The organism is Okeania sp. SIO1H4, from assembly GCF_010672695.1.
GTDB lineage: Bacteria > Cyanobacteriota > Cyanobacteriia > Cyanobacteriales > Microcoleaceae > Okeania > Okeania hirsuta.
Genome location: NZ_JAAHGB010000093.1, coordinates 1 through 21544, shown reverse-complemented (window position 1 = coordinate 21544; position 21544 = coordinate 1). Strand labels below are relative to the sequence as shown.

General features: G+C 38.1%; 20 protein-coding genes. 12 read left to right on the top strand and 8 right to left on the bottom strand.

The window, feature by feature from the left end:
• Positions 1-168: 168 nt before the first annotated feature.
• The 7 genes from F6K06_RS30355 (at position 169) to F6K06_RS30330 (ending at position 5838) form a co-directional block, all read left to right on the top strand.
• A complete protein-coding gene (locus F6K06_RS30355) occupies positions 169-804 on the top strand; it encodes a hypothetical protein (RefSeq protein ID WP_287244404.1) in 636 nt (211 codons plus the stop codon).
• Positions 805-1232: 428 nt separating this feature from the next.
• A complete protein-coding gene (locus F6K06_RS30350) occupies positions 1233-3968 on the top strand; it encodes a valine--tRNA ligase (protein ID WP_287308988.1) in 2736 nt (911 codons plus the stop codon).
• A 201-nt stretch (positions 3969-4169) separates the two neighbouring features.
• A complete protein-coding gene (locus tag F6K06_RS30345; protein ID WP_240038718.1) occupies positions 4170-4445 on the top strand; it encodes a hypothetical protein in 276 nt (91 codons plus the stop codon).
• 124 nt (positions 4446-4569) lie between these two features.
• Positions 4570-4794, top strand: coding sequence for an element excision factor XisH family protein (locus F6K06_RS34385; protein WP_124142682.1), 225 nt, complete (start codon positions 4570-4572; stop codon positions 4792-4794).
• The gene (locus tag F6K06_RS30340; protein WP_124142674.1) at positions 4782-5156 is read left to right on the top strand and encodes a XisI protein; all 375 of its coding nucleotides are present in this window, start codon (positions 4782-4784) and stop codon (positions 5154-5156) included. The genes F6K06_RS34385 and F6K06_RS30340 overlap by 13 nt, the downstream gene beginning before the upstream one ends.
• 98 nt (positions 5157-5254) lie before the next feature.
• A complete protein-coding gene (locus F6K06_RS30335; protein WP_275670252.1) occupies positions 5255-5389 on the top strand; it encodes a hypothetical protein in 135 nt (44 codons plus the stop codon).
• On the top strand, positions 5386-5838 hold the full coding sequence (locus F6K06_RS30330; protein WP_124142673.1) for a Uma2 family endonuclease: 453 nt from the start codon (positions 5386-5388) through the stop codon (positions 5836-5838). Before F6K06_RS30335 ends, F6K06_RS30330 begins: the two co-directional genes overlap by 4 nt.
• A 240-nt stretch (positions 5839-6078) precedes the next feature.
• Here the strand turns inward: F6K06_RS30330 and F6K06_RS30325 are convergent, their stop codons facing one another.
• Positions 6079-6831, bottom strand: coding sequence for a Uma2 family endonuclease (locus F6K06_RS30325; RefSeq protein ID WP_124142672.1), 753 nt, complete (start codon positions 6829-6831; stop codon positions 6079-6081).
• 501 nt (positions 6832-7332) lie between these two features.
• Entirely contained in the window at positions 7333-11544 is a 4212-nt protein-coding gene (locus F6K06_RS30320) for an NACHT domain-containing protein (protein WP_287244392.1), read from the bottom strand.
• Between the two features lie 995 nt (positions 11545-12539).
• On the opposite strand from F6K06_RS30320, the gene F6K06_RS30315 reads away from it, so the two are divergent.
• Positions 12540-12794, top strand: coding sequence for a hypothetical protein (locus F6K06_RS30315; protein WP_124142671.1), 255 nt, complete (start codon positions 12540-12542; stop codon positions 12792-12794).
• A 293-nt stretch (positions 12795-13087) separates the two neighbouring features.
• Here F6K06_RS30315 and F6K06_RS30310 read toward each other — a convergent pair whose 3' ends face one another.
• Positions 13088-13480: a DUF309 domain-containing protein gene (locus F6K06_RS30310; protein WP_124142670.1), complete on the bottom strand. Its 393-nt coding sequence runs from the start codon at positions 13478-13480 to the stop codon at positions 13088-13090.
• A gap of 25 nt (positions 13481-13505) precedes the next feature.
• Here F6K06_RS30310 and F6K06_RS30305 point away from each other — a divergent pair, with 25 nt between their 5' ends.
• Positions 13506-13745, top strand: coding sequence for a hypothetical protein (locus F6K06_RS30305; RefSeq protein ID WP_124142669.1), 240 nt, complete (start codon positions 13506-13508; stop codon positions 13743-13745).
• 451 nt (positions 13746-14196) lie between these two features.
• Here the strand turns inward: F6K06_RS30305 and F6K06_RS30300 are convergent, their stop codons facing one another.
• Together F6K06_RS30300 and F6K06_RS30295 are read right to left on the bottom strand one after the other, a co-directional pair.
• Positions 14197-14562: a ferredoxin thioredoxin reductase catalytic beta subunit gene (locus tag F6K06_RS30300; protein ID WP_124142668.1), complete on the bottom strand. Its 366-nt coding sequence runs from the start codon at positions 14560-14562 to the stop codon at positions 14197-14199.
• A gap of 277 nt (positions 14563-14839) precedes the next feature.
• Entirely contained in the window at positions 14840-15994 is a 1155-nt protein-coding gene (locus F6K06_RS30295) for a DUF58 domain-containing protein (protein ID WP_124142681.1), read from the bottom strand.
• 716 nt (positions 15995-16710) lie between these two features.
• Between F6K06_RS30295 and coaD the strand changes: the two genes are divergently transcribed.
• The 3 genes from coaD (at position 16711) to F6K06_RS30280 (ending at position 18264) form a co-directional block, all read left to right on the top strand.
• Positions 16711-17211 (top strand): pantetheine-phosphate adenylyltransferase, encoded by a 501-nt coding sequence (coaD, locus tag F6K06_RS30290; RefSeq protein WP_287244388.1) that lies wholly within the window; start codon positions 16711-16713, stop codon positions 17209-17211.
• A complete protein-coding gene (locus F6K06_RS30285; protein ID WP_124142666.1) occupies positions 17212-17418 on the top strand; it encodes a hypothetical protein in 207 nt (68 codons plus the stop codon).
• A gap of 168 nt (positions 17419-17586) precedes the next feature.
• Positions 17587-18264 (top strand): DivIVA domain-containing protein, encoded by a 678-nt coding sequence (locus F6K06_RS30280; RefSeq protein ID WP_124142680.1) that lies wholly within the window; start codon positions 17587-17589, stop codon positions 18262-18264.
• Between the two features lie 1200 nt (positions 18265-19464).
• Here F6K06_RS30280 and hisA read toward each other — a convergent pair.
• The 3 genes from hisA to F6K06_RS30265 all read right to left on the bottom strand — a co-directional run bounded on the left by hisA (position 19465) and on the right by F6K06_RS30265 (position 21340).
• A complete protein-coding gene (gene hisA / locus F6K06_RS30275) occupies positions 19465-20238 on the bottom strand; it encodes a 1-(5-phosphoribosyl)-5-[(5-phosphoribosylamino)methylideneamino]imidazole-4-carboxamide isomerase (RefSeq protein WP_124142665.1) in 774 nt (257 codons plus the stop codon).
• Between the two features lie 35 nt (positions 20239-20273).
• The gene (locus F6K06_RS30270) at positions 20274-20960 is read right to left on the bottom strand and encodes a DUF2459 domain-containing protein (protein ID WP_161565016.1); all 687 of its coding nucleotides are present in this window, start codon (positions 20958-20960) and stop codon (positions 20274-20276) included.
• A 155-nt stretch (positions 20961-21115) separates the two neighbouring features.
• Positions 21116-21340, bottom strand: coding sequence for a hypothetical protein (locus tag F6K06_RS30265; protein ID WP_287244385.1), 225 nt, complete (start codon positions 21338-21340; stop codon positions 21116-21118).
• Positions 21341-21544: the final 204 nt, after the last annotated feature.

Here is a 21544-nt window from a genome sequence, read left to right as displayed (position 1 = left end):
ATTCGACCCGTAAACATACAGGCTCGATGAGGCAACTGGGGCAAATGAAGCGCTCAAAATCTCAAAGTGCGGACTTTGTTGACGGGGACTTAGAAACCCCGTCCGTCTACACGGCGGGGTAGTTCATAAGGGGAGAATGTTTACTTTGATAATACAGACAGTAATCTCATGGAAGGAGGAGTAGCTTTCTCTCTAGTTAACCCTACCAGACTCCGATTAGTTCTGAAAAGAATGCTTGATGAATCTGAATTTTTCGGACCTTATGGTATTCGAGGATTATCTAAATCTCATGAGCCACCTAATTCCTATAAATTACCTTTTAGCATCAGAACAAAGAGTGGCAACTACATTCAACCTGAAGTAGAATATGAGCCAGCAGAATCGAGATTTGGTCTGTTTGGAGGTAATTCTAATTGGCGTGGTCCGGTTTGGATGCCTGTTAACTTTTTGATTATTGAATCCCTGCGAAAATACCATTACTGTTTAGGAGATGATTTCAAAGTAGAATGTCCTACAGGTTCAGGAAATATGATGAATCTTTCGGAGGTAGCTGCAGAAATTTCTCATCGTTTGATCAAAATTTTCTTGCCAAAAGATGGTCAAACTCAACGACCTGTTTATGGCGCAACGGAAAAGTTTCAAACTGACCCCAATTGGAATAATTACATTCTGTTCTATGAGTATTTTCATGGGGATAATGGTGCAGGTATTGGAGCTAGTCATCAAACTGGTTGGACAGGAGTAGTAGCAGAACTAATCCAACAACATGGTGCTTATATTGCTAGAGGAAAACGCCCTGAGTAGAAATTAGTACAAACTAACACAATTCCCTCCGTGGCAATCTCCTAAAATAGAGATTGCTGTGGCTAGTATATCGCGATCAAGACAAGTACAGCGAGGCCGAACCACTTTACTAACCTGCTTTAGCCATCTATGAAAAAGCATATGGTGGTGATGAAGGAGTCAGTCCTCAGTCCTCAGGAGTCAGGAGGGAAGAAGAAAGAGGAGTATAAGGAGAAAGTTTTTTGGTCGCGTAAGCGGAAAGGAGTTCTATAAATCACCAACGCCAAAAATCAAATCAATTATTGCACAGAGACTATCGATTCTTTCCCCCTACTCCCTACTCCCTACTCCCTACTCCCTACTCCCTACTCCCTCTTTTCTGGAGATGTCTTATGAATTATGGCACAATATTAAGGACAATTAAACAGTCCAAATAATTCATATTATCTATGACCAAAACCATACCAGAATTACCAAGCAAATACGACGCATTCTCAACTGAGGCGAAATGGCAGAAATATTGGGAAGAAAACAACACTTTCAAAGCTGACCCCAACCATCCAGGCAACCCCTATTGCATTGTCATCCCCCCTCCTAACGTTACAGGGCGCCTCCATGCAGGTCATGCTTTTAACAACTCCCTCATTGACGCTCTCATTCGTTACCATCGGATGCGCGGTGACAACGCTCTCTATCTCCCCGGTACGGACCACGCGAGTATTGCCGTGCAAACTATTCTGGAACGGAAACTGAAAGAAGAAGGCAAAACCCGCTATGATATTGGGCGAGAAAAATTTCTGGAACGCGCTTGGGAATGGAAAGCTGAGTCTGGCGGTACTATTGTTAACCAACTACGTCGTTTAGGAGTTTCTACAGACTGGACTCGCGAACGTTTTACCCTGGATGAAGGTTTATCAAAAGCTGTCATTGAAGCATTCATGCGTCTCTACGAAGAAGGTCTCATTTATCGCGGTAACTACCTGGTCAACTGGTGTCCTGCGAGTCAGTCTGCTGTTTCTGACTTGGAAGTTGAAAATAAGGAAGTTAATGGCAACCTCTGGCATTTTCGTTACCCTCTTACTGATGGCAGTGGTTATGTGGAAGTTGCTACTACTCGTCCGGAAACAATGTTGGGAGATACTGGTGTCGCGGTTAACCCCAATGACGACCGCTACAAAAATCTCATTGGCAAAACTCTTACCCTACCAATAATGGAACGGGAAATACCTATTATTGCGGATGAGTTGGTTGACCTTGAATTTGGTACTGGTTGTGTCAAAGTTACTCCCGCTCACGACCCCAATGATTTTGAAATGGGTAAACGTCACGACCTACCATTCATTAATATTATGAATAAGGATGGCAGTTTGAATGAAAACGCGGGACCGTTTGTTGGGCAAGACCGTTTTGAGGCGCGGAAAAATGTTGTGAAACGGTTAGAGTCAGAGGGTGTTTTGGTCAAGGTAGAGGAGTATAGTCATAGCGTTCCTTATAGCGATCGTGGCAAGGTACCAGTCGAACCTCTACTCTCAACTCAGTGGTTTGTCAAAATTAAACCGTTGTCTGAGAAAGCGCTGGAATTATTGGATAAGCACAACCAACCGAAATTTGTTCCCGAACGTTGGACGAAGGTTTATCGCGACTGGTTGGTGAAAATTAAAGACTGGTGTATTTCCCGGCAACTTTGGTGGGGTCATCAAATTCCAGCTTGGTATGCTGTGAGTGAAACTAATGGAAAAATTGCCGATAATACTCCTTTTGTTATTGCTCGCTCGGAAACGGAAGCGTTGGAGCAAGCAAAAGCAAAATTTGGTGCTGATGTCAAAATTGAACAAGACCCAGATGTGCTTGATACTTGGTTTTCATCTGGTTTATGGCCATTTTCAACATTGGGTTGGCCTGAAAACACTCCCGACTTAGCAAAATATTATCCGACCAGCACTCTTTCTACTGGTTTTGATATCATCTTTTTCTGGGTTGCTAGAATGGCAATGATGGGAACTCATTTTACTGGCAAAATGCCGTTTGAAACGGTTTATATTCACGGTTTAATGTTAGATGAAAAGGGTAAAAAACAATCTAAATCTGCTGGTAATGGTATCGATCCTTTATTGTTAGTTGAAAAGTATGGAACTGATGCTTTACGTTATACTTTGATGCGAGAAACTGCCGGAGCAGGGCAAGATGTGAGAATGGATTATAATCGGGAAACTGATGAGTCTGCATCGGTGGAAGCTTCTCGAAATTTTACTAATAAAATTTGGAATGCTGCTCGATTTGTGATGATGAAATTAGAGGGTAAATATCCTCAAGAATTAGGGGAACCGGAGCAGGAGAAATTAGAGTTAGTTGACCGTTGGATTTTGTCTCATTTCTATCAAGTTGTACAGCAAACTTGTGATTATTTAGATAATTATGGTTTGGGGGAAGCTGCGAAGGGTCTTTATGAATTTATTTGGGGAGATTTTTGTGATTGGTATCTGGAATTAGTTAAATCTCGCCTTCAGGGTGAGGATGAGATTTCTAAGTTAGTAGCACAACAAACATTGGCTTATGTTTTGGATGGAATTTTAAGATTATTACATCCTTTTATGCCTCATATTACTGAGGAAATTTGGCATACTTTGAATCAAGTTGGTGAGGAAGATTGTTTGGCTTTACAGTCTTATCCGAAGTTGGATAAATCTTTAATTAATTCGGATTTGGAAGCCGAATTTGAATTATTAATTGGGGTAATTCGGACTATCCGAAATTTACGGTCTGAGGTTGATATTAAACCAAAGGTAAAAATCACAGCAATTTTGCAGAGTGAGAATGAAAAAGAACGGAAAATTTTGAGTAAAGGTGAGGTTTATATTCAAGATTTAGCTAAGGTCGAAAAGTTGAATATTACTCCTAGTGTTGATGCGGAAGTTGGTCAAACTATTGCAGGTGTTTTTGGTACTGTGCAGACTTTAATTCCATTATCAGGAGTAGTAGATATTGAAGCTTTATCTGCTAGGTTAGAGAAGAAATTAGGAAAGTTAGAAAAAGAGATTTTGTCTACTTCTAAACGATTGAGTAAACCAGAATTTGTTAAGAAAGCTGATGCTAAATTTGTAGAGGAAACAAAGAATAATTTAGCCGAGGCAGAAAAACAGGCAGAAATATTACGCGATCGCCTGAAGCAGTTAAAGTCAAATTAGGCTTATTTGGTTGGGTTTAGTTATTATCTATCCCAACCTTTAATTTTGAATTTTAAAAATAACAAAAGGAAAGAAATTGCCAGCAAGAGATATTTATCATTCAGTTGTTAAACAATTGGATTTTCTATAAACTGAATAAATTGTTTCCCTAAATCTGTTGTTATACTTTTTTGGGAGTTATATTTAACATCTGAGATAATTTTGTCAATATTTTTAGTATGTTTGACAGTTCTAAAATTGTTTTCATACTTACGACTATCAGGAGTAGTAGATATTGAAGCTTTATCTGCTCGGTTAGAGAAGAAATTAGGAAAGTTAGAAAAAGAGATTTTGTCTACTTCTAAACGATTGAGTAAACCAGAATTTGTTAAGAAAGCTGATGCTAAATTTGTAGAGGAAACAAAGAATAATTTAGCCGAGGCAGAAAAACAGGCAGAAATATTACGCGATCGCCTGGTTAAGTTAAAGTCAAATTAAGTTTATTTGGTTGGGTTTAGTTGTTGCTAACCCAACCTTTTATTTTCACAATAAAGAAAACAAAATACTTATCAGTATAAAGATATTTATATAATCATATTTTGAGTTTTTTTGAACTAGAAAGATAGTTAAGGCAGATTTAGAACAAGCTTTAGGACAATATATTCTATATAATGATATATCGAGACTTACCGAACCAGAAAGAGAGTTATATCTGGCTCTTCCATTAACTGCTTTTACAGACCTTTTTGAAGGAGAAAAATATGGTCAAATACTATTGGATAATCACCGATTAAAACTAATTATTTTTAATTTACAAACAGAGGATATTGTCAGATGGATACCATAGAAAACTATCGTCAAATAATTAAACAACTATTGACAGAATATGCTGAAATACCAACTACTGAAAGTGGGATAGAAAATCAAACAATTTTTGACTCAGAAAATGATAGATATATGTTAATTTCTTTAGGTTGGTCTCAAGAAAAGCGAATTCATTACTGTATAATTCATATTGATATTATCGCAGGTAAAATTTGGATTCAAGCCAATAATACTGACTGTTTAATAGCAGAAGAATTAGTTGCTGCTGGAATTCCTGCAAAATCAATTGTTTTAGGAATGCAGCCTCCAGAAGTCAGACCTTATACAGCTTATGGAGTAGGAACAGAAGATAGCGATCGCCTACTTCAGTTAAAGTCAAATTAGGCATATCTGTAGGGGCGAATGGTATTCGCCCTCCCTATTTTTCTTTGCAACTCCATCCAGACTTATCCGTAATTTCATTCTGTAAAATTTCCTCAAAATTGGTAGCTAAATCTGGAGAAGCTGAAAACAGACCAATCAAACCATCTGCTTCTGAATTTATATTTTTAGAAGTAGATTCTAAGTTAGAATCTTGTTGGAAATTGCCAGATTTTATGGAGAAATTATTAATATGATTCCTGAAGAACCAATTCATCGTTTTATCAATCATAGAGCAGTTAAATACTTACGTTATATTTTAGGAAATCTGGCAGAAGTAATGGAAGCACATCCTGTTACTTTAGTTGACTCTGAACCAGAACCTGATATTGCCATTGTTCGTTCTCCCGATACATTATATTTAGACCGTCATCCTTATAGCGAAGATATTTACTGCATTATTGAGATTGCTGATAGTACATTGCAAAAAGATTTAGGAACTAAAAAGAAATTATATGCAAATTCAGGAATAGAAGAATATTGGGTAATTGATGTTGCTAAAAAAAATTTAAAAGTATTTCGTAATTTGATGAATAATGAATATCAAATTGAACAAAACTATCAAGATGGAGTTATTTTTTTCATTGCATTTCCTTCAGTAGAAATTTCAGTCCAAAAAATAATTGGAATTGATGAAAGGGATTAAGTGGGGTGTGTGACGGTATCCTTACCATTAATATTTTTTTTGATTAATTGATGTTGGATAATAATTGTATTTACAGGACTTACGCAAATTAACGTTGAAAACGCCATATGTAGGGGCAAATGGCATTCGCCCTCAGTAGATTTAGTGTCCGTGCATAAGTCGTGATTTAATTAATTTAAGACAAGTGATCGCTCTTTAACAACAACTGCTGCTGGTAGAGCGATCGCCTCTACCGTACTTCTAATTCAACTGGTCTGGATCGATACCCAACTCCCGCAAACGCGCCGCTAAATTTTCAGCTCTTTGTTCCGCTTGCTGCCGCTGAACTTCCGCCTCCAGTCGCCCTTGTCGCTCTTGCTGTAGCTCAAATTCGGCTTCCTGTCGCGCTTCTTCGGAAGTTAAATATCGGTTTCCTTGTTCGTCATACCAATACAACCATTCTCTGGTAACTCCTTGAAATGTTCCTACTTCTGTACCAATACCCAGACCTATTTCTGGCATCCACATGGGGTTGTCTTCTTGTAGTTCATATTTCCCTTCTCCATTGAGACGGTATAGAGTTAATTTGGGTTTGCGTACCCGTAGGGGAGCGTAAATTACATAGTACAACACTCCGTATTGAGCATATTTTCTTTTTTTCTCCTTATATTCACCTCCCGGAGTTTTCGATACTACTTCTAATGCAAAGGAAGGTATTACCCCATTTTCTTCCCAGGTGACATAACTTAAGCGCAAGTTTTCATGTTTAACGCGCTCTACTCCCAGACATAAAAAACCATCTGGTGCAATAGCTTTTTCGTCGGGAGAATAATACCATCCCATATCAATACCAAAAAACCAATCGTTACGGTTTGCCCAAATGTAGGCCAGAATAGATTTTAATAAGTGAGCAATTAAGTCTTGTACTTCGCTATCCACTGGTTTACCGTCTTGATATGGTAATTCTTCCATGGTGGGAAGACGCTTTTGGGTTTGAGAATCTGATGTTAGCATTGTATTGTTTGTTTGTTTTCATTAATTGATGCTTGAAATGGCTTGTATTTCAGTAGTTTAGCATAAGCGATCACTTTTCGATAACAACACAATAAGTTGATATCTGTATGGAGTAGAACACTTTGTAGGTTGGGTTGAGGAACGAAACCCAACAATAATTTTGTATACCCAACAATAAGTTTGTATACCCAACAATAATTTTGTATACCCAACAATGAAGTTTGTATACCCAACAATGAAGTTTGTATACCCAACAATGAAGTTTGTATACCCAACAATGAAGTTTGTATCTGTTGGGTTGCGCTACCGCTTAACCCAACCTACTACGGTATTATAAGTGATTAGTTGAGGAACGAAACCCAACAATAAGTTTGTGTACTCAACAATGAAGTTTGTATCTGTTGGGTTGCGCTACCGCTTAACCCAACCTACGGTATTAATTTAATGTTCTACTTCTAGAAGTCCCCCAATTTTGGGGGATTTAGGGGGCTGCGCACAGCGCTATAGTTCTACTGCTCCTAATGCCGTCAGACTTGCTTTTTGGATCTCGCTTAATCCTTTGACTCCCCTAATGTTGGCGTTTTCATAAGGTCTGGGTACTCTCAGGGTTTTGATGCACTCTCCTGTTTTGACGTTCCACAGTTTAATTGTTTCGTCGGCGCTACTACTGGCAAGAATTTGACCATCGGGGTGGAATGCTACTGCTAATACCCAACTCTGATGTCCGCTAAAGGTGGCATAGGGTTCGTGGGTGTTAACATTCCACAAACAGACGGTGTTATTTTTTCCTCCATTTACTAATAGTTGACCGTCTGGACTGAAGGCAACTAAATAGTTCCAGACTGGTTGCCCTTCAAAAATGGCGATACATTTCTGAGTGCTAATATCCCACAGACGCACGGTTTCGTCATAGCTGCTAGTTGCCAATAGTTTCCCATCAGGACTGAAGATAGCTGAGTGTATACTTCTTTGATGACCAGGGAAACTGATCGAGTTTTTATTCGTAGCAACATCCCACAACTGAAGAGTAGCATTGATTCCCGCAGTAGCTATTTTCTTACCATCAGGACTGAAAGCAACTGCAAAAGTTTTTCCAGTATAGTGCTTAGGCAAAGTTTTCAGATGCTGCTTGGTCTTGACATCCCAGAATCTGACAGAGCGGTCGTCTCCCCCACTAACTAATAGTCTATTGTCAGGACTAAAAGCAACAGAATACACTTGATTTGTATGTCCGTGCAAAGTTGCTAAAGATTGACTGGTATTAATATTCCATAATTTAACAGTAAAATCCCTACTACCACTGACAAGAGTTTGACCGTCAGAACTAAAAGCAACTGACTGGACACGCTCCTGATGTTCCCGCAAAGCGGCCTTTACCTCTCCTGTTTCTACATTCCAAAGTCTCACATTATGATCGTCACTCCCACTAGCTAGAGTTTTGCCATCGGGACTAAAAGCGATCGAGCGAATCCAATTATCCCAACCTGCTAAGGTTACTTGGGGTTTGACATCATGAATATTCTCAAGATTCCATATTTTCACTCTCTTATCGCCACCACTACTGACTAAAGTCTTACCATCTGGACTAAAAGCTACTGCTTCTACCCAAGAAGTATGTCCTCGCAAAGTTTTCAGGAGTTGCGGATGATTAGTATGACTAACACCCCACAATTTTGCAGAGTGATCGCCACTTCCACTAGCAAGCACTTTTCCATCTGGGGAAAAAGCCAGCCATCTGACTTCATTCTCATGTCCGGGTATAGTAACTGGACTAGGAATGTTATTAATATCTGTAATATCCCAAAGTTTGATAGCAAAATCAGCAGCACCGCTTGCCAATACTTTACCATCGGGCCTAAAAGCAAGACAACGAAGTGAATCTTCATGCCCTGATAAAGTAGCTAAATACTCACCATTAGCAACATTCCACAGCCTGATGTTTTTGTCTTTACCACCAGTTGCCAAAATTTCCCCACTGGGACTAAAGGTAACTCTATTAAACCAACTTGGGTCTCCTTGTAAAGTTGCCAGACATTTGCCATTGCTTACATTCCATAATTGTGTCATACGGTCTGTGCTAACAGTAGCTAAGGTTTCCAAATTAGGACTCAGAGCAATAGCTTTTGTAAAATTAGGGTATATAGATAGGTTTCTCAAATATTTACTGCTTGTCAAATTCCAAAATTTTACTGTTTTGTCAGAACTAGCGCTAACTAGAGTTTGACCGTCCGCAGCAAATTTTACGGTTCTGACTTTATCGGTATGACCTTCCCAAGTCAAGAGTTTTTTACCACCTGCAACTTGCCACAAATGAATTCTACCAAAGTCATCCCCCGTTGCTAAGAGCTTACTATCAGGAGCAAAAGCTAAAGACCTAACTATACTTATAGACTCCATAAAAATAGAATCAGCCAGATTTGCCTTAGTTAAATTGATATCCTGCAAGCTAGCACCTGCAAAATTAGCTCCCAAAATAATAGACCTACTCAGATCGGAACCTGCCAAACTCAACTTATCAGTCCTAACCAACAAAGTCGCCGCATTCCCACCAACATAACCAACCTCTGCCGCAGTTTTTCCCCTCGTCCCCTCCAAAACTTCCCGCAACCTACCACAAACATTCTGCTTTTCCTCCTTCCCTTCCCCTAGCCGCAACATCGGCAATAACAAATCCAAAACCGCCTTTGTCAACGGCATTTTTCCCAAAGTCGAACGTAAATTTTCCAGACATTCCCGAGAAAAATTGTTCAGAGGAGGAATAGAAATAACCCCTCCCTTAGCATCCACCTCCCGACGGAAATATTCAGACCAAGTACAATTTTCACCCATTGCCTCCAAATTAACATGAGACTGCATCCGCGCCACCTCCACAAAATCATCAACCAATACTCCCAACTCCGCAGCAAACTTATAAGCAACAAAAAATTCCAACATAGAACGATGAGCAGGAGAATAGTCGCCATCCTCATTTCTAATCAATATTGTCTGACCCATCATATCATAATGCCAATGATCCAAATCTCTTTGTTCCTGCACCCTTGACTCAAACAAACGCCGAATGCGGTCAGGAAATTCCCGATAATTCAGACTCATCCGGTCATTAGATAACATTTCCCAGGAAAGTTCGCAGAGAAAATAAAGCTTATCTGCAAGAGAAGTAAAAGTCCGCTCTTCCTTAATATCCCCTTGCATTTTATGTGTAACCGCATACAAATATATCCGCGCCAAGTCGATCGCTTTCCCTTTCTCTATTTCTGGCAACGCTGCCAAAATTAACTCACTCATCACCGGGCGTCGCGCTAAGTCTAAAAGTTGGGAATTATTCATCACCTTTTCTACCGTAGAAGGTTCGGTATTGAAAGAAAGTACCTGACGAATTTGCTCATCGTTAAATTTTTTCAATTCCAAAACTTCAAATTGTGGCGGTTCCCCAGTCAGGTTAGCAACAGAAGCTTGTAACTCAGCATTCAAAAGAGCGCGACCTTCCTGTGCTTCGGGAAAATGTTCAGTGCGACAAGTGAGAATAACCTTCGCCCCCGGTACCACCGTTTGAGCTAACTCCCAAAAATTATTAATCATCTTTTGTCGGTCTACCCTCGCTGCCATCTCGTCAAAACCATCAAAAATTACCAACAATTTACCCATACGGTTCAGTAATTCAAAAGCAGAATAACCGGGTAGAGGAATTTCATGTTGTCGGAAAAAGAACTCCGAAAATAGAGACTCCATATTAACCGCCTTAGCATAGTCGCGCAGCAAAATAATTATCGGCAAACGCGGGCGTTCCACACCTCGTTTTTTAGCATCCAAATATTTTTGTAACTGCTGCCAAGCATAGTGAAAAACAAACCAAGTCTTGCCAGTACCAAATTCCCCCAAAACCGAGAGATGCTTTTTCACGGGGTCATCGAGCCATTTATCAATGTAACCATCTATCCAACCGTCTGCTTCCTCGTAGTCACTCACCCCTATTTTTTGTTTTGTATCAGGGTCAACTTCCTCCTTCCGACAAGCAAGAGGTACATATTTTTTATCAATACCCCGCTGTTTCACTTGTTTTTCCAGCCATTGAAAATAACGTTCAAAGTCAGCTTCCTGGTCTAAAAGTTCGTCAAAAGTGTAGCAGAACAGATTTTGATTTTCCTCCTTTTCAACCCCATGGCGAGCAGCTTTACTAATACGACGCACAGCTACCAACCAACCCTCATCAGTTTTTTCCTTTGCCACCGACTGACGCAAAGCATTGAGGTCGCAAGTTGCCGCCTCCCCTTCCACACCTCTGACCAGAATGCGGTCATACCCCCGACGCGTCTTAACCTTAATTATCCATTCAAAAAATCTTTTACCGTGAATTTTATCTACAACGTTGTAGTTTTCTGCAAATTGATAACCCAGAATTTTAAACCATTCCTTCATCTGTTCGGGTAGGGGAAATTTTAAGCGATCGCTATGTTTTTGGAACTCTGTTTCTACAACTCCACGAAAATTTTTGCAGGTAATTTTTTGCCCGAATAAATCTCCCAATATTTTCCATAAATTAGCTGCTTCCTGTCGAATATATCCCTCAGCAAAATTAGTTTTTATCGCAATTTCTCCATATTTTTCATTCTCCCAAGCCAGACAAAAAATATTCTTTTGTAAATCGCTCAAACTTTTTCCTTTCTGATTAAGATATTGATTATTGACAAAATCAAAAGCTGGTTCTGGATTCATAATATTTTGAAAATAGTTTCTTAATTTGTAAGCATTCAGCCGTCAGCTATCAGCCATCAGCTATTGTTTTTAATTTTAGATAAAAGCCTTACTAATTGAGTCAGAATTTATACTTACTATAAAGGCTGACTGAAACAGTCTATATCCATTAAAATCCTCTTTTTTTTGCTGTTTGCGCAGCATTCCGCAGGAAAAGCTGACTGCTAATAGCTGAATTATTACCTGAATTTTCCAACTATTGTTCATTATAAATTATGGAAAAATCAAATGTAGCCTTTCTCGCAAACTTCTAACTTTTTCTAACTTTTTCAAAAGAATTGAAGGAAGAAGGAAGAAGGGAGAAGGGAGAAGGAAAAAATTTACGTTGTCTGAGTTTTATAGCAGTTTTCACAAGGCGTGAGGTACACCAATGATCCCCCTAAATCCCCCTTTTTAAGGTATGCTTTATAAACATCTTTCTTAACATAAAACTTGACAAAGATAGTCAGTTATGCTTAAGTCTTGAGTCAGCTTTTTTCTCAGAAATAGTGTATTGAATTAGACATTTTTTTGATAAATCCACCCCAAGATTCTGACTCCCCCCTCTTCCCCCTCCTCCGCCTCTTCCCCCTCTCCCCACCCTCCTATAAGGGTTTCAGGAGTTCCTTATCAGGGATAGCTTTTTAAGGGGGACTTCCGATTTCCCACCTTATCAAGGAGGGTTAGGGGGGATCTCCACTTACACTTACTGAGAAATCCTATATAAGCTTTTGATTTATCCTCACCTTTCCTTCAACTGCCATATCGCAAAAAATAACTTTATTTCAGAACATTTTCTAACCATTGAATAGCAGGAAAAAGCTACATTATAAATATCAAGCGAAGCGATTTTTATTTATGAAAACAAATAAATTTTTCTATTAGTATTTAGCTAAATATTACAGCTTATTCGGTAAAAAATATCGGCTTCAGCACAACTCAATTTTAACGAAAATTCCTAGTCAAGAAAAACAAAAATGACAAATTCTAACAACTCTCGCACCAAAATTACTATGCCAATAAACCCAAAAAAAGGAGTAGAAATAGCATTAACTACAACTCGAACAATCATTCTTGGTTTAACCACAACTTTTGCCTTAACTATTTGTCAACCCACAATTATTATTAATATTTGTTGGCGTTGTACCTTAGATTCTGACAATAATAGTATTCCGAGAAATCAAGTAGGAAGAATTATCAAGCAAATAGATTACACTAATGATAAATTATAGCAACCGCCAGGTTTGTTAGGAAAATTAGTGCGACCATCTTGCTCACCTCATAAATCATCATAATTATCCGATGTTCTAACTATAGTGACGACTGCTGTAGTATTGAAGAACAAAGATAGAATAGGGGAAAAAGGTAGAAAAATGGGTAGTCCTGCATAGTAATGGTATACAAGGTACAAGGTACAATGCTTGGCACTGTTAGGGTGCGTTACGCTACCGCTAACACACCCTACTGGACTGACTTTTCTCTTCTCCCTGTTGCCTTTTGCCTGTTGCCTGTTGCCTGTTGCCTGCTATAGTTTGACAACTTTTGGGTATTTTGTATTATCAGAAGAGCGCACAAAATCAGCAATATTTTCAGGACCAGACTCTTGTAAATTTTTCAATAATTCGGCACTTTCTGTCAGTAACTTATCGACATCAATCTCAAAATAACTAGGTAAATAATAATTCAATTTCCTAATACCTTCCCCCAACAACATAACAGCACCACGCCAATTTTCATTACCCGCATGATAAAGTCCAACTGCTATTTGTAAAACCCCTTGATAAAAAGTACGTTCCGGTTCTCCAGCTTCCATCCATAAAGCCTCCAGAGTATCATGGCATTTATAGAATTCTTGTTGATTAAACTCAGCTATTCCTTGCCAAAACTCTTGGGGAATTTTTTCTTGTTCAGAAGTCATTATTTTTATAGTAATTTCATTTGAGTTGCGAAAAAAAACCTGGTCGCTAAAAAACCTGGTCGCTTTTAGGCAACAGGCAACAGGCAACAGGCAACAGGCAACAGGCAACAGGTCAGAAGGTTTGCCAGACTTTTTACTGTTAGTAAATAACCAACTCTTGTTTGACATCTCATTTGAAAACGCTATAACTAAGTTGAGGAAGGAAGAAGGAAGAGGGACTGAACTGGAAAAAATTGTCCGGCAAAGTTTGTTACGAGAACAGTGAGAGCATCTTGCTCCCGTGCCTGGTATTCCTTTTTGCTGTATACCATTAGTAGTAGTAGACTGTTTCATCTTAAATTTTGCAATAGATGTAGGTTGGGTTTCGTCCCTCAACTCAACCTACATTTTTAGGCGTGTCGGTTCAGTAGGGTGTGTTAGCAAAGAGTAACGCACCTGAGATACCTTAAATGTTGCATTATAAAAAATAGGCAAAACCTTGCAATAACAAGAATTATGCGAAAAAAGCTAATGCCAAAAATTAGCTGTGTCACTCCAGTAGGGTGCATTAGTATAGCAGAAGGAATAAGAAAAAATATTGTTAAAATCATGTATTTTCAGTAGAAGGAAAAAGGAAAAAAATATCTCTGTTTATCTCAACAAAACTCATCAGAAAAAGCTCTACCTTGGCAAAAATTTCGACTAAACTTTATTCCTGATTCCTTCTAGTTTTCAACCTACATAGTTGCTCTAGTAGCTTCTAAAACTTCTTGAGTAATTGTTTGCTCTTCCCCAGCAAAGTCATTATCTGGAGTTAAAAACAACATACAATGACATTCTTTACGCTCTCGCATCGGTACACAAGGACAATTCCAATATGTAGCTTTTACTTCTGCTTCTTTATCTTCATAATGACGACATGGACATAAAGGAGCGCCCAATTCATCCTTATGTTTAGCCAACCCTTCAATTACCACTGCCGTAACGGAAGGATCTACACAAAAATAAGTATTTGTATTCTTGGCATACTTTTCAGAAAAACTTTTCATCGCTTTCAACGATTTTTCACTGGATAGTTTTTTATTTTCTGTTGTTGGGTTCATAATATACGTTTGTTATGTTGTTGATATTAGATATTTGTCTCAATCTTACAGCACAAAGTCATTTTCGGGGGAAAATATGGTGAAAAATTCTAAATGTTTCAGATTTTTACCCACTTATAATAAAAAGTGACATTTGTCAATACAAACAATTCAATAAACCATAAACTCGTTTCAAAGTCTGCTTAAAAGTTATACTATTTCTGAATAGTAATGTCATGTTTGATTACCATCTCTCATCTCCCCATCTCTCATCTCCCCTACTCCCCATCTTCTTCCTTCAAACTTGAGACTGAAGTTGAAACTCTAAAGGCTGAGTAGAACTAATTTCTAAACCAGAAGAATGCGAAATCTTTCCTGCTTCTGTTCCAGGAGAAATAGACTCATCTAACCATAATAACCACCTACTTCCAGAAGGCAGAGAAGATAAACTAACTGGGTCTTGAGTCAACCAGAGCAAAGACTTATTTGGTGGTTTTCCTAACACAACCTCCTCCCCAAACTTAACTCCAGCCAAAGTTTGCAACACCACCCTATTTCCATGCACCAACCCAGTAGCAGCAGTCCAAAGCTGGACATTTTTCAGAGAGCGGTTAGCATAGAAATACAAAGAAGCTGCTGCTATTACCGCTGCTTCAAAATTATCTGTTTGCCAATTAGCAGCACTATCAAGACAAATGATAACTTCTTCTCCTCCCTTAGATACCTCTAATTCTCGAACCCGCAACTCTCCATAACGAGCGCTACTCCGCCAATGGATCAAACGACTAGGGTCGCCAAACCGATATGGTCGTAATGTCCGAGTTAAGCCTTCCGAAGCCATTAGATAACGACTATCCTCGTTTAGTTGACGGCTATTTTCTTGACCAAGTTCATCTATTATCGGACAATTACTCAGGGGTAAAACTGTAGGATACACAATAGCAGTAGCTTTAGCATTCCGACTACGGCGACACCAAAATAGACCTAGAGGTGCTGCACTTCTCAGTTGAAGATGATGCCAACGATATATTCCTCTTCTTTTGGTAGGTAAATGGTAAGTCCAATGGTAAACTTCTTTCCCAGGAATGACTTCTATTGCTTGTTGAGGTGATTTTCCTAGCACCAAAGGAATTTCATCCTTGAGTTGCACTAATGCTATTGGTTGATTAGTAGAATTTTCAATTGTGAGGGCGATAGTTAAATAGTCGTTCACCGTTACAGGTTGAATTAGATGGCGACGTACTTGTATTTGACGTAGCGATCGCCCTGGCAAAACAGCACCCATTCCTAATAATGCAAAACTCATCCCACTAATTACATATAACCATCCTGCCATTGTATTAGTGGCGGCACCAAAGAAGAATATTGATAACATTCCGAGTAACCCACCTGCATAGCTTGGTGTTACCCAGTTAGTTTCTAACCAGTCAGAAATTTTGTAGTAAATTTTCATAGAAGAATAATTAGACAAATTTTTAAAGTTGTAATTCGAGGAACATTTTTATCATGATCTTGATCTAGTTACGGATAAAAAAATATAGCAATGTGCGCTGGCATATTTACAAATTACAGGAACTTTCCAATAGCTAAAAATCTTAATATTATCAGCAATTTATTCCTCCTGTTGCCTGTGCACAGCGCTATAACTATAGCATTAAAGATTTTTATAGATTAATTTACTACTAATTATTCAAGATAAAATATTAATATTTGTTTGATTAATTTACATCCTAGTTTTTAGCATGAATTATCGACTTTATTGTCGTTTTTTTTTGCTGCTTCAATTGATTTTTATCTTAATCTCAAAAAAAGCAGAAAATAATTTAAATAATACCAAAAACTAAAAGATTATTTGAAAGTACAATTATCTTTATTGTCTGGCAGTTATTACCAAAATAAATCAAACTAAAACCGAAATATATTTTTATCGATCAAAAATCTTGGTAGTTCTGTATAGTAATGGTGAATGGTGGCTATAACCCTCACTATGCTGTTACTGAAAAAATCACAATGCACCACTAGCAAATCCCAAATATCATCTAATTCAAAAAATACTGATTACTTTCCTGATATAATATTACCTCAAAAAAACAGACAAATAATATCTTGGAAATATTTCTAATAACCTTGCTAAAATATTTGAATAACTATTCTTAATATAGCTATATTGTGATTGCAATCTATCCAGGCAGTTTTGACCCTATTACCCTCGGTCACATAGATATTATTGAACGAGGGTGTAAGCTTTTTGAAAAGGTTATTGTGGCCGTACTGCAAAATCCTAGTAAGACTCCTTTGTTTGCCATTGAGAAACGTTTAAATCAAATTCACTATTCCACACAACACCTATCTAATGTGGAGGTAGCCAGTTTCGATGGTTTAGCGGTAAACTATGCAAAAATGCGACAGGCTAAAGTCCTGATTCGAGGTCTACGAGTTCTTTCTGATTTTGAAAAAGAACTTCAAATGGCCCATACAAATAAAACCTTATTATCTGAAATAGAGACAGTTTTTTTGGCCACCTCTAATGAATATAGCTTTTTAAGTAGTAGTGTAGTTAAAGAAATTGCCATTTTTGGTGGATCGGTAGATCATCTCGTTCCTCAGCACATTGCTATTGATATTTATAAATGTTACGACAAAATTCAGCCAATATTAAATCAGCAGTAAGTGGACAAAATATCAAGGCAACTCACCAGTAACTCCCCTGGAACCTATATCCAGCAAGAATTAAATCGGCTCAAGGAAATTATTCTCCATAGTCCTAAAATTTCCTTTGTAGGATTTGCCCTGGTGGATGAAGAACAACTACTCGATCAGCTAAATATAGTGCATCTGAATTTAGAAGGACACTGGATTGTCTCCCATAAAGATTAAATCCTGATTGAACTAAAAGTAAATGAACAAAATATCGAGAATAAACCTACCATTGCCTCCCTTGGATTCGATATCCAGCAGGAACTAAATCTATTGGAAGAGATTATTCTTGATCGTCCTAGAATTCCCTTTATGGGACGAACTTTAATAAATAAAGAACAGTTGATAATGTTAGGACAAAACTCAGCTAAAGCCAATATTGAACCAGAAGTAAGTGGACAAAATATCGAGGGTGAACCCGCTAGTAGCTCCCCTGGAGTTGATATCCAGCGAGAGCTAAATCGGCTGGAGGAGATTATTCTCGATAGTCCCAGAATTCCTTTTGTAGGCCGTACTCTGATCGATGAAGAACAGTTACTAGATCAGTTAGATATAGTACGTCTGAATTTACCAGTTGCTTTTCAGGAAGCAGAAATGATTGTTCGCCATAAAGATGACATTCTTCAAGAAGCTGAACTTTATGCGGAAGAAATTATTGAAAATGCTGAACAACAAGCTTCCCAAATTTTAAATGAAATGGGTCTTGTGCAACAGGCTAAGGTAGAAGCAGATCAGCTCAGAAATCAGGTTCAGGTTGATTGTGAAGCGATTCAACAAGCTACTATTGCTGAAATTGAACAAATTCGCTATCAAGCTCAACAAGAGTTGGAGGAAATGAAAGCTAAAGCAATCGCAGAGTGTGATGAAATTCAAAATGGTGCAGATGACTATGCCGATCATGTTCTGGATAGTATTGAACAGCAGTTAACTGATATGCTCAAAGTCATTCGCAATGGTCGTCAACAATTAGAAGGAGAAGGACATAGAAATATACCAAAGCCACTAAATCCTACTAATGATCTATAGGGACAATGAATTAGTCATGGTTTTATCCAAGTTCTTAAATATGTTCTGAATGTGGGCATCAACAGAAAATGCCGTTACATTTGAGAACCCATAGAACCCATTTGACATCTTTTAGTGTTTTGAAGTACATTTGCTACCAAAGCTCGATCCACGAATCATGCTGTACTCCGGCAGCCCAGGGCAAACGCATCTTATTTTGCCGTTCCCTATATGTAGTGTTTATTTTATTTTATAGACACTATATGTTGAAAGTATATTGTCAACAAGCGCAATAAAACCCGGTTTATTGATAATTACCCCTAGTTTATTGACGAGATGCGTTTGCCCTGTCCGGCAGCCTAACATGGGTGATTGAAAGGTCAAATTCTTGAATTACCGAAAAATTGGGTGTTAAAGCCTTGCCGTTTTAAGGCCACTTTATTTTATACTGGTAATAACTGGCAAAGGTATTCAACTGCTCTAAAAACCTAGCTACTAATCGTAGCACACGATTCGCCTTAAAAACTGAGGTCAAACCCCGCGTCGCCGTTAGGCGCAAGGGAATGCTGACCAACAGAAGATTTATGGGGTTTTGCACAGGAATGTTTGTGCATGGAAAAGCTTTAAGCACCAAGTACAAGAGAACCAAAATTTTTAAGGTTTTAACTGTACCGTAGGGCATAGGTCCACAGGCTATTGATAGCGTTCGGCCAGCATTCCGATAGGAAAGCTTCTCTGTTTGCGTTTGCGTAGCATCCCGTAGGGAAGCATTCCGTAGGAAAAGAGGCAATAGAGCAAACGCTTGGGGAGAAAACCATCTCTGGCTTAGGTATCGCAAGGTATCAATTTAAGTGGATTCGGTGTTGGCTTAGTCTTGCGGAACGCAAACCAATAATCCTGGTTTCAGGAGAATCTCGGTGTCTTTAGGCTGGAGAGTATGTCAAAAGATGTAAAATCCTCGTCAAAAACTTTGAGAGGAATCTAACTAATGCGACTGCCAAGATTAATCTTTGCTTTACTCGGTTGATGATTTAAGAGCCTTGCAGCCTTTTCTTAGATGTCAAATGGGTTCTATAGCAAGGAACAAGTTGGTGTTTGACTTATGCTGATGATGAACCTAATAAGGGGAAATATTTTTCCCAAAGATGAGCTGTTCCCTGCTATATTTCCTATTCTATATCGGTCTAAATTGGATCTATATGTAATTAAACAGATTTGATATTAAGCAAAAGCAGAATATCCTAAATTTGGAGGAATATCTTGCCAACGTCCTTGACCTACGGCTTGATTTGCTTCCGTAAGACTAATATCACCAGTGTACAAAGCACGACCAACAATTGCACCTTCTACCCCCATGGGTTCTAATGCTAACAGACTTAACAAATCAGTAATTGAACTAATACCGCCAGAAGCGATGGTAGGAATATCGATTGCAGTAGCTAATTCCCTTAAGGACTCTATGTTAGGCCCTTTGAGAGTGCCATCTCGGTGAATATCAGTGTAGACGATCGCTGCAACTTTTAGTTTAGCCATTTGCCGAGCGAGGTCAGTTGCTAATACCTCAGATGTTTCTAACCATCCTTTAGTAGCGACTTTACCATCTCTGGCATCAATACCTACAATAATTTGACCAGGAAATTCTTGACAGAGGTTAGATATTAACTGAGGTCGTTCGACCGCTACAGTACCGACAATAGCTTGTTTTACACCAAGAGCAAGCACACTTGCAACTGCAGAATAGTTACGTAAACCTCCCCCTAATTGTATTGGTACATCTACTGCTTTGATAATCGCTTCTATTGTCTTTTGATTTACGGGTTGACCTACTTTTGCACCGTCTAAGTCTACCAAATGTAGCTTTGTTGCTCCTTCATCTACCCACCTTTTTGCCACATCAACTGGGTTATCATTAAAAACTTTCTTTCGCTGATAATCTCCTTGATATAATCGTACACAACGTCCATCTAATATATCGATTGCGGGTATAATATTCATAGACAATATTTTTTGTATTCAAAACTACTATTTTTTCAACAGTTGCACCCACTGTTAATATGATACATAATCGAACTAGACAATCCTGACCATAGAGGAGTTTTGACTCCTGCTAATTTCATACCTTCTGCAGTCCAATCATTACAAGCTCTTAAAATTGAATAACTATTTTTTCCTGCATAAAAACCGCCTCCATAATTACTATCTACGAGCAGGTTGATTTTATTACCTTGGGTATCTAACTGGAAGGAATTATTGATAAATTCCATCAGCCTACGGTAATTAGTTTGAGTAATTATAGCACACTTAATTTCATATTGTTGAGGAATATTTCTATAGGCTAATACCCTTATAGCAGAGGGTGTTGGCAGGAACATGGCCTTAAAAATTGTCATAATTGGCAATGATGTCCCAGTATAAGTTTCGAGAAAATAAGCTCGATCGCCAAGGCCAAAAGCTAGATAATTTATGGAAACTGATGGATTAGCTATTAATTTTAAGTTGAAATGTTGCTGCAAATTCCAATTTTTAGTTCTGACTGGAACTAGAATATCTGTATGGATACCAGTATTATAAATATAGATAGATATGCCTTTGTTTAATAAAGTCATATCGCAAGAATTATCATACCAATTTCTCGGAGTAAAATAACCAATAATTAAGCAAATTTTTATAGATAAAATAGTACTTAATACCAATCTAACAATTCTATTTTTTAACATAAAAACTGGTGATTTATTCATTGAGGATCGTCAATATATATGTCTATGTTGACGATATTATATTCAGAATAGATGCCAAATTCTTAAAAATAAATTCTAGACGTAAAAATAAACCAATTAAATTACTATAGAAAAATTTAACTTTTTTTTGTATTTTAAACTTTACCAGAGTTTTCTGAATATAAAAGCACGCCACCTAGAACTAAATTGATGGCTTCTTGAGTTTGTTTTTCAATCATTTCCTGACTCAAAAGTTGTCGATCTGGCTTGAGATAACTGAGATTTTCCTGAGCATCAAAATAAAAAACACAAATCCCTAGAATATTAATAGAGTTGTCGCTAAATAGAGGGGAAAAATCGTTCCAACCTAGACAGAGCAATAATTCCCAGACTTTTTGGTTGCCAATAGCTACAATCCTTACAGAACAAAGTTTTTGGGGATTTTTTAAGTTATATCAAATCCGGTAGCATCGGAGTAATTAAACCTGAATTTTCGGCCACCAATGGTACTGGGTTATAGCCTTGATTGCAAATTGCTGTGTTAAAAGAACTTGACAACGCTCAAACAGAATTTCTTCTAACTC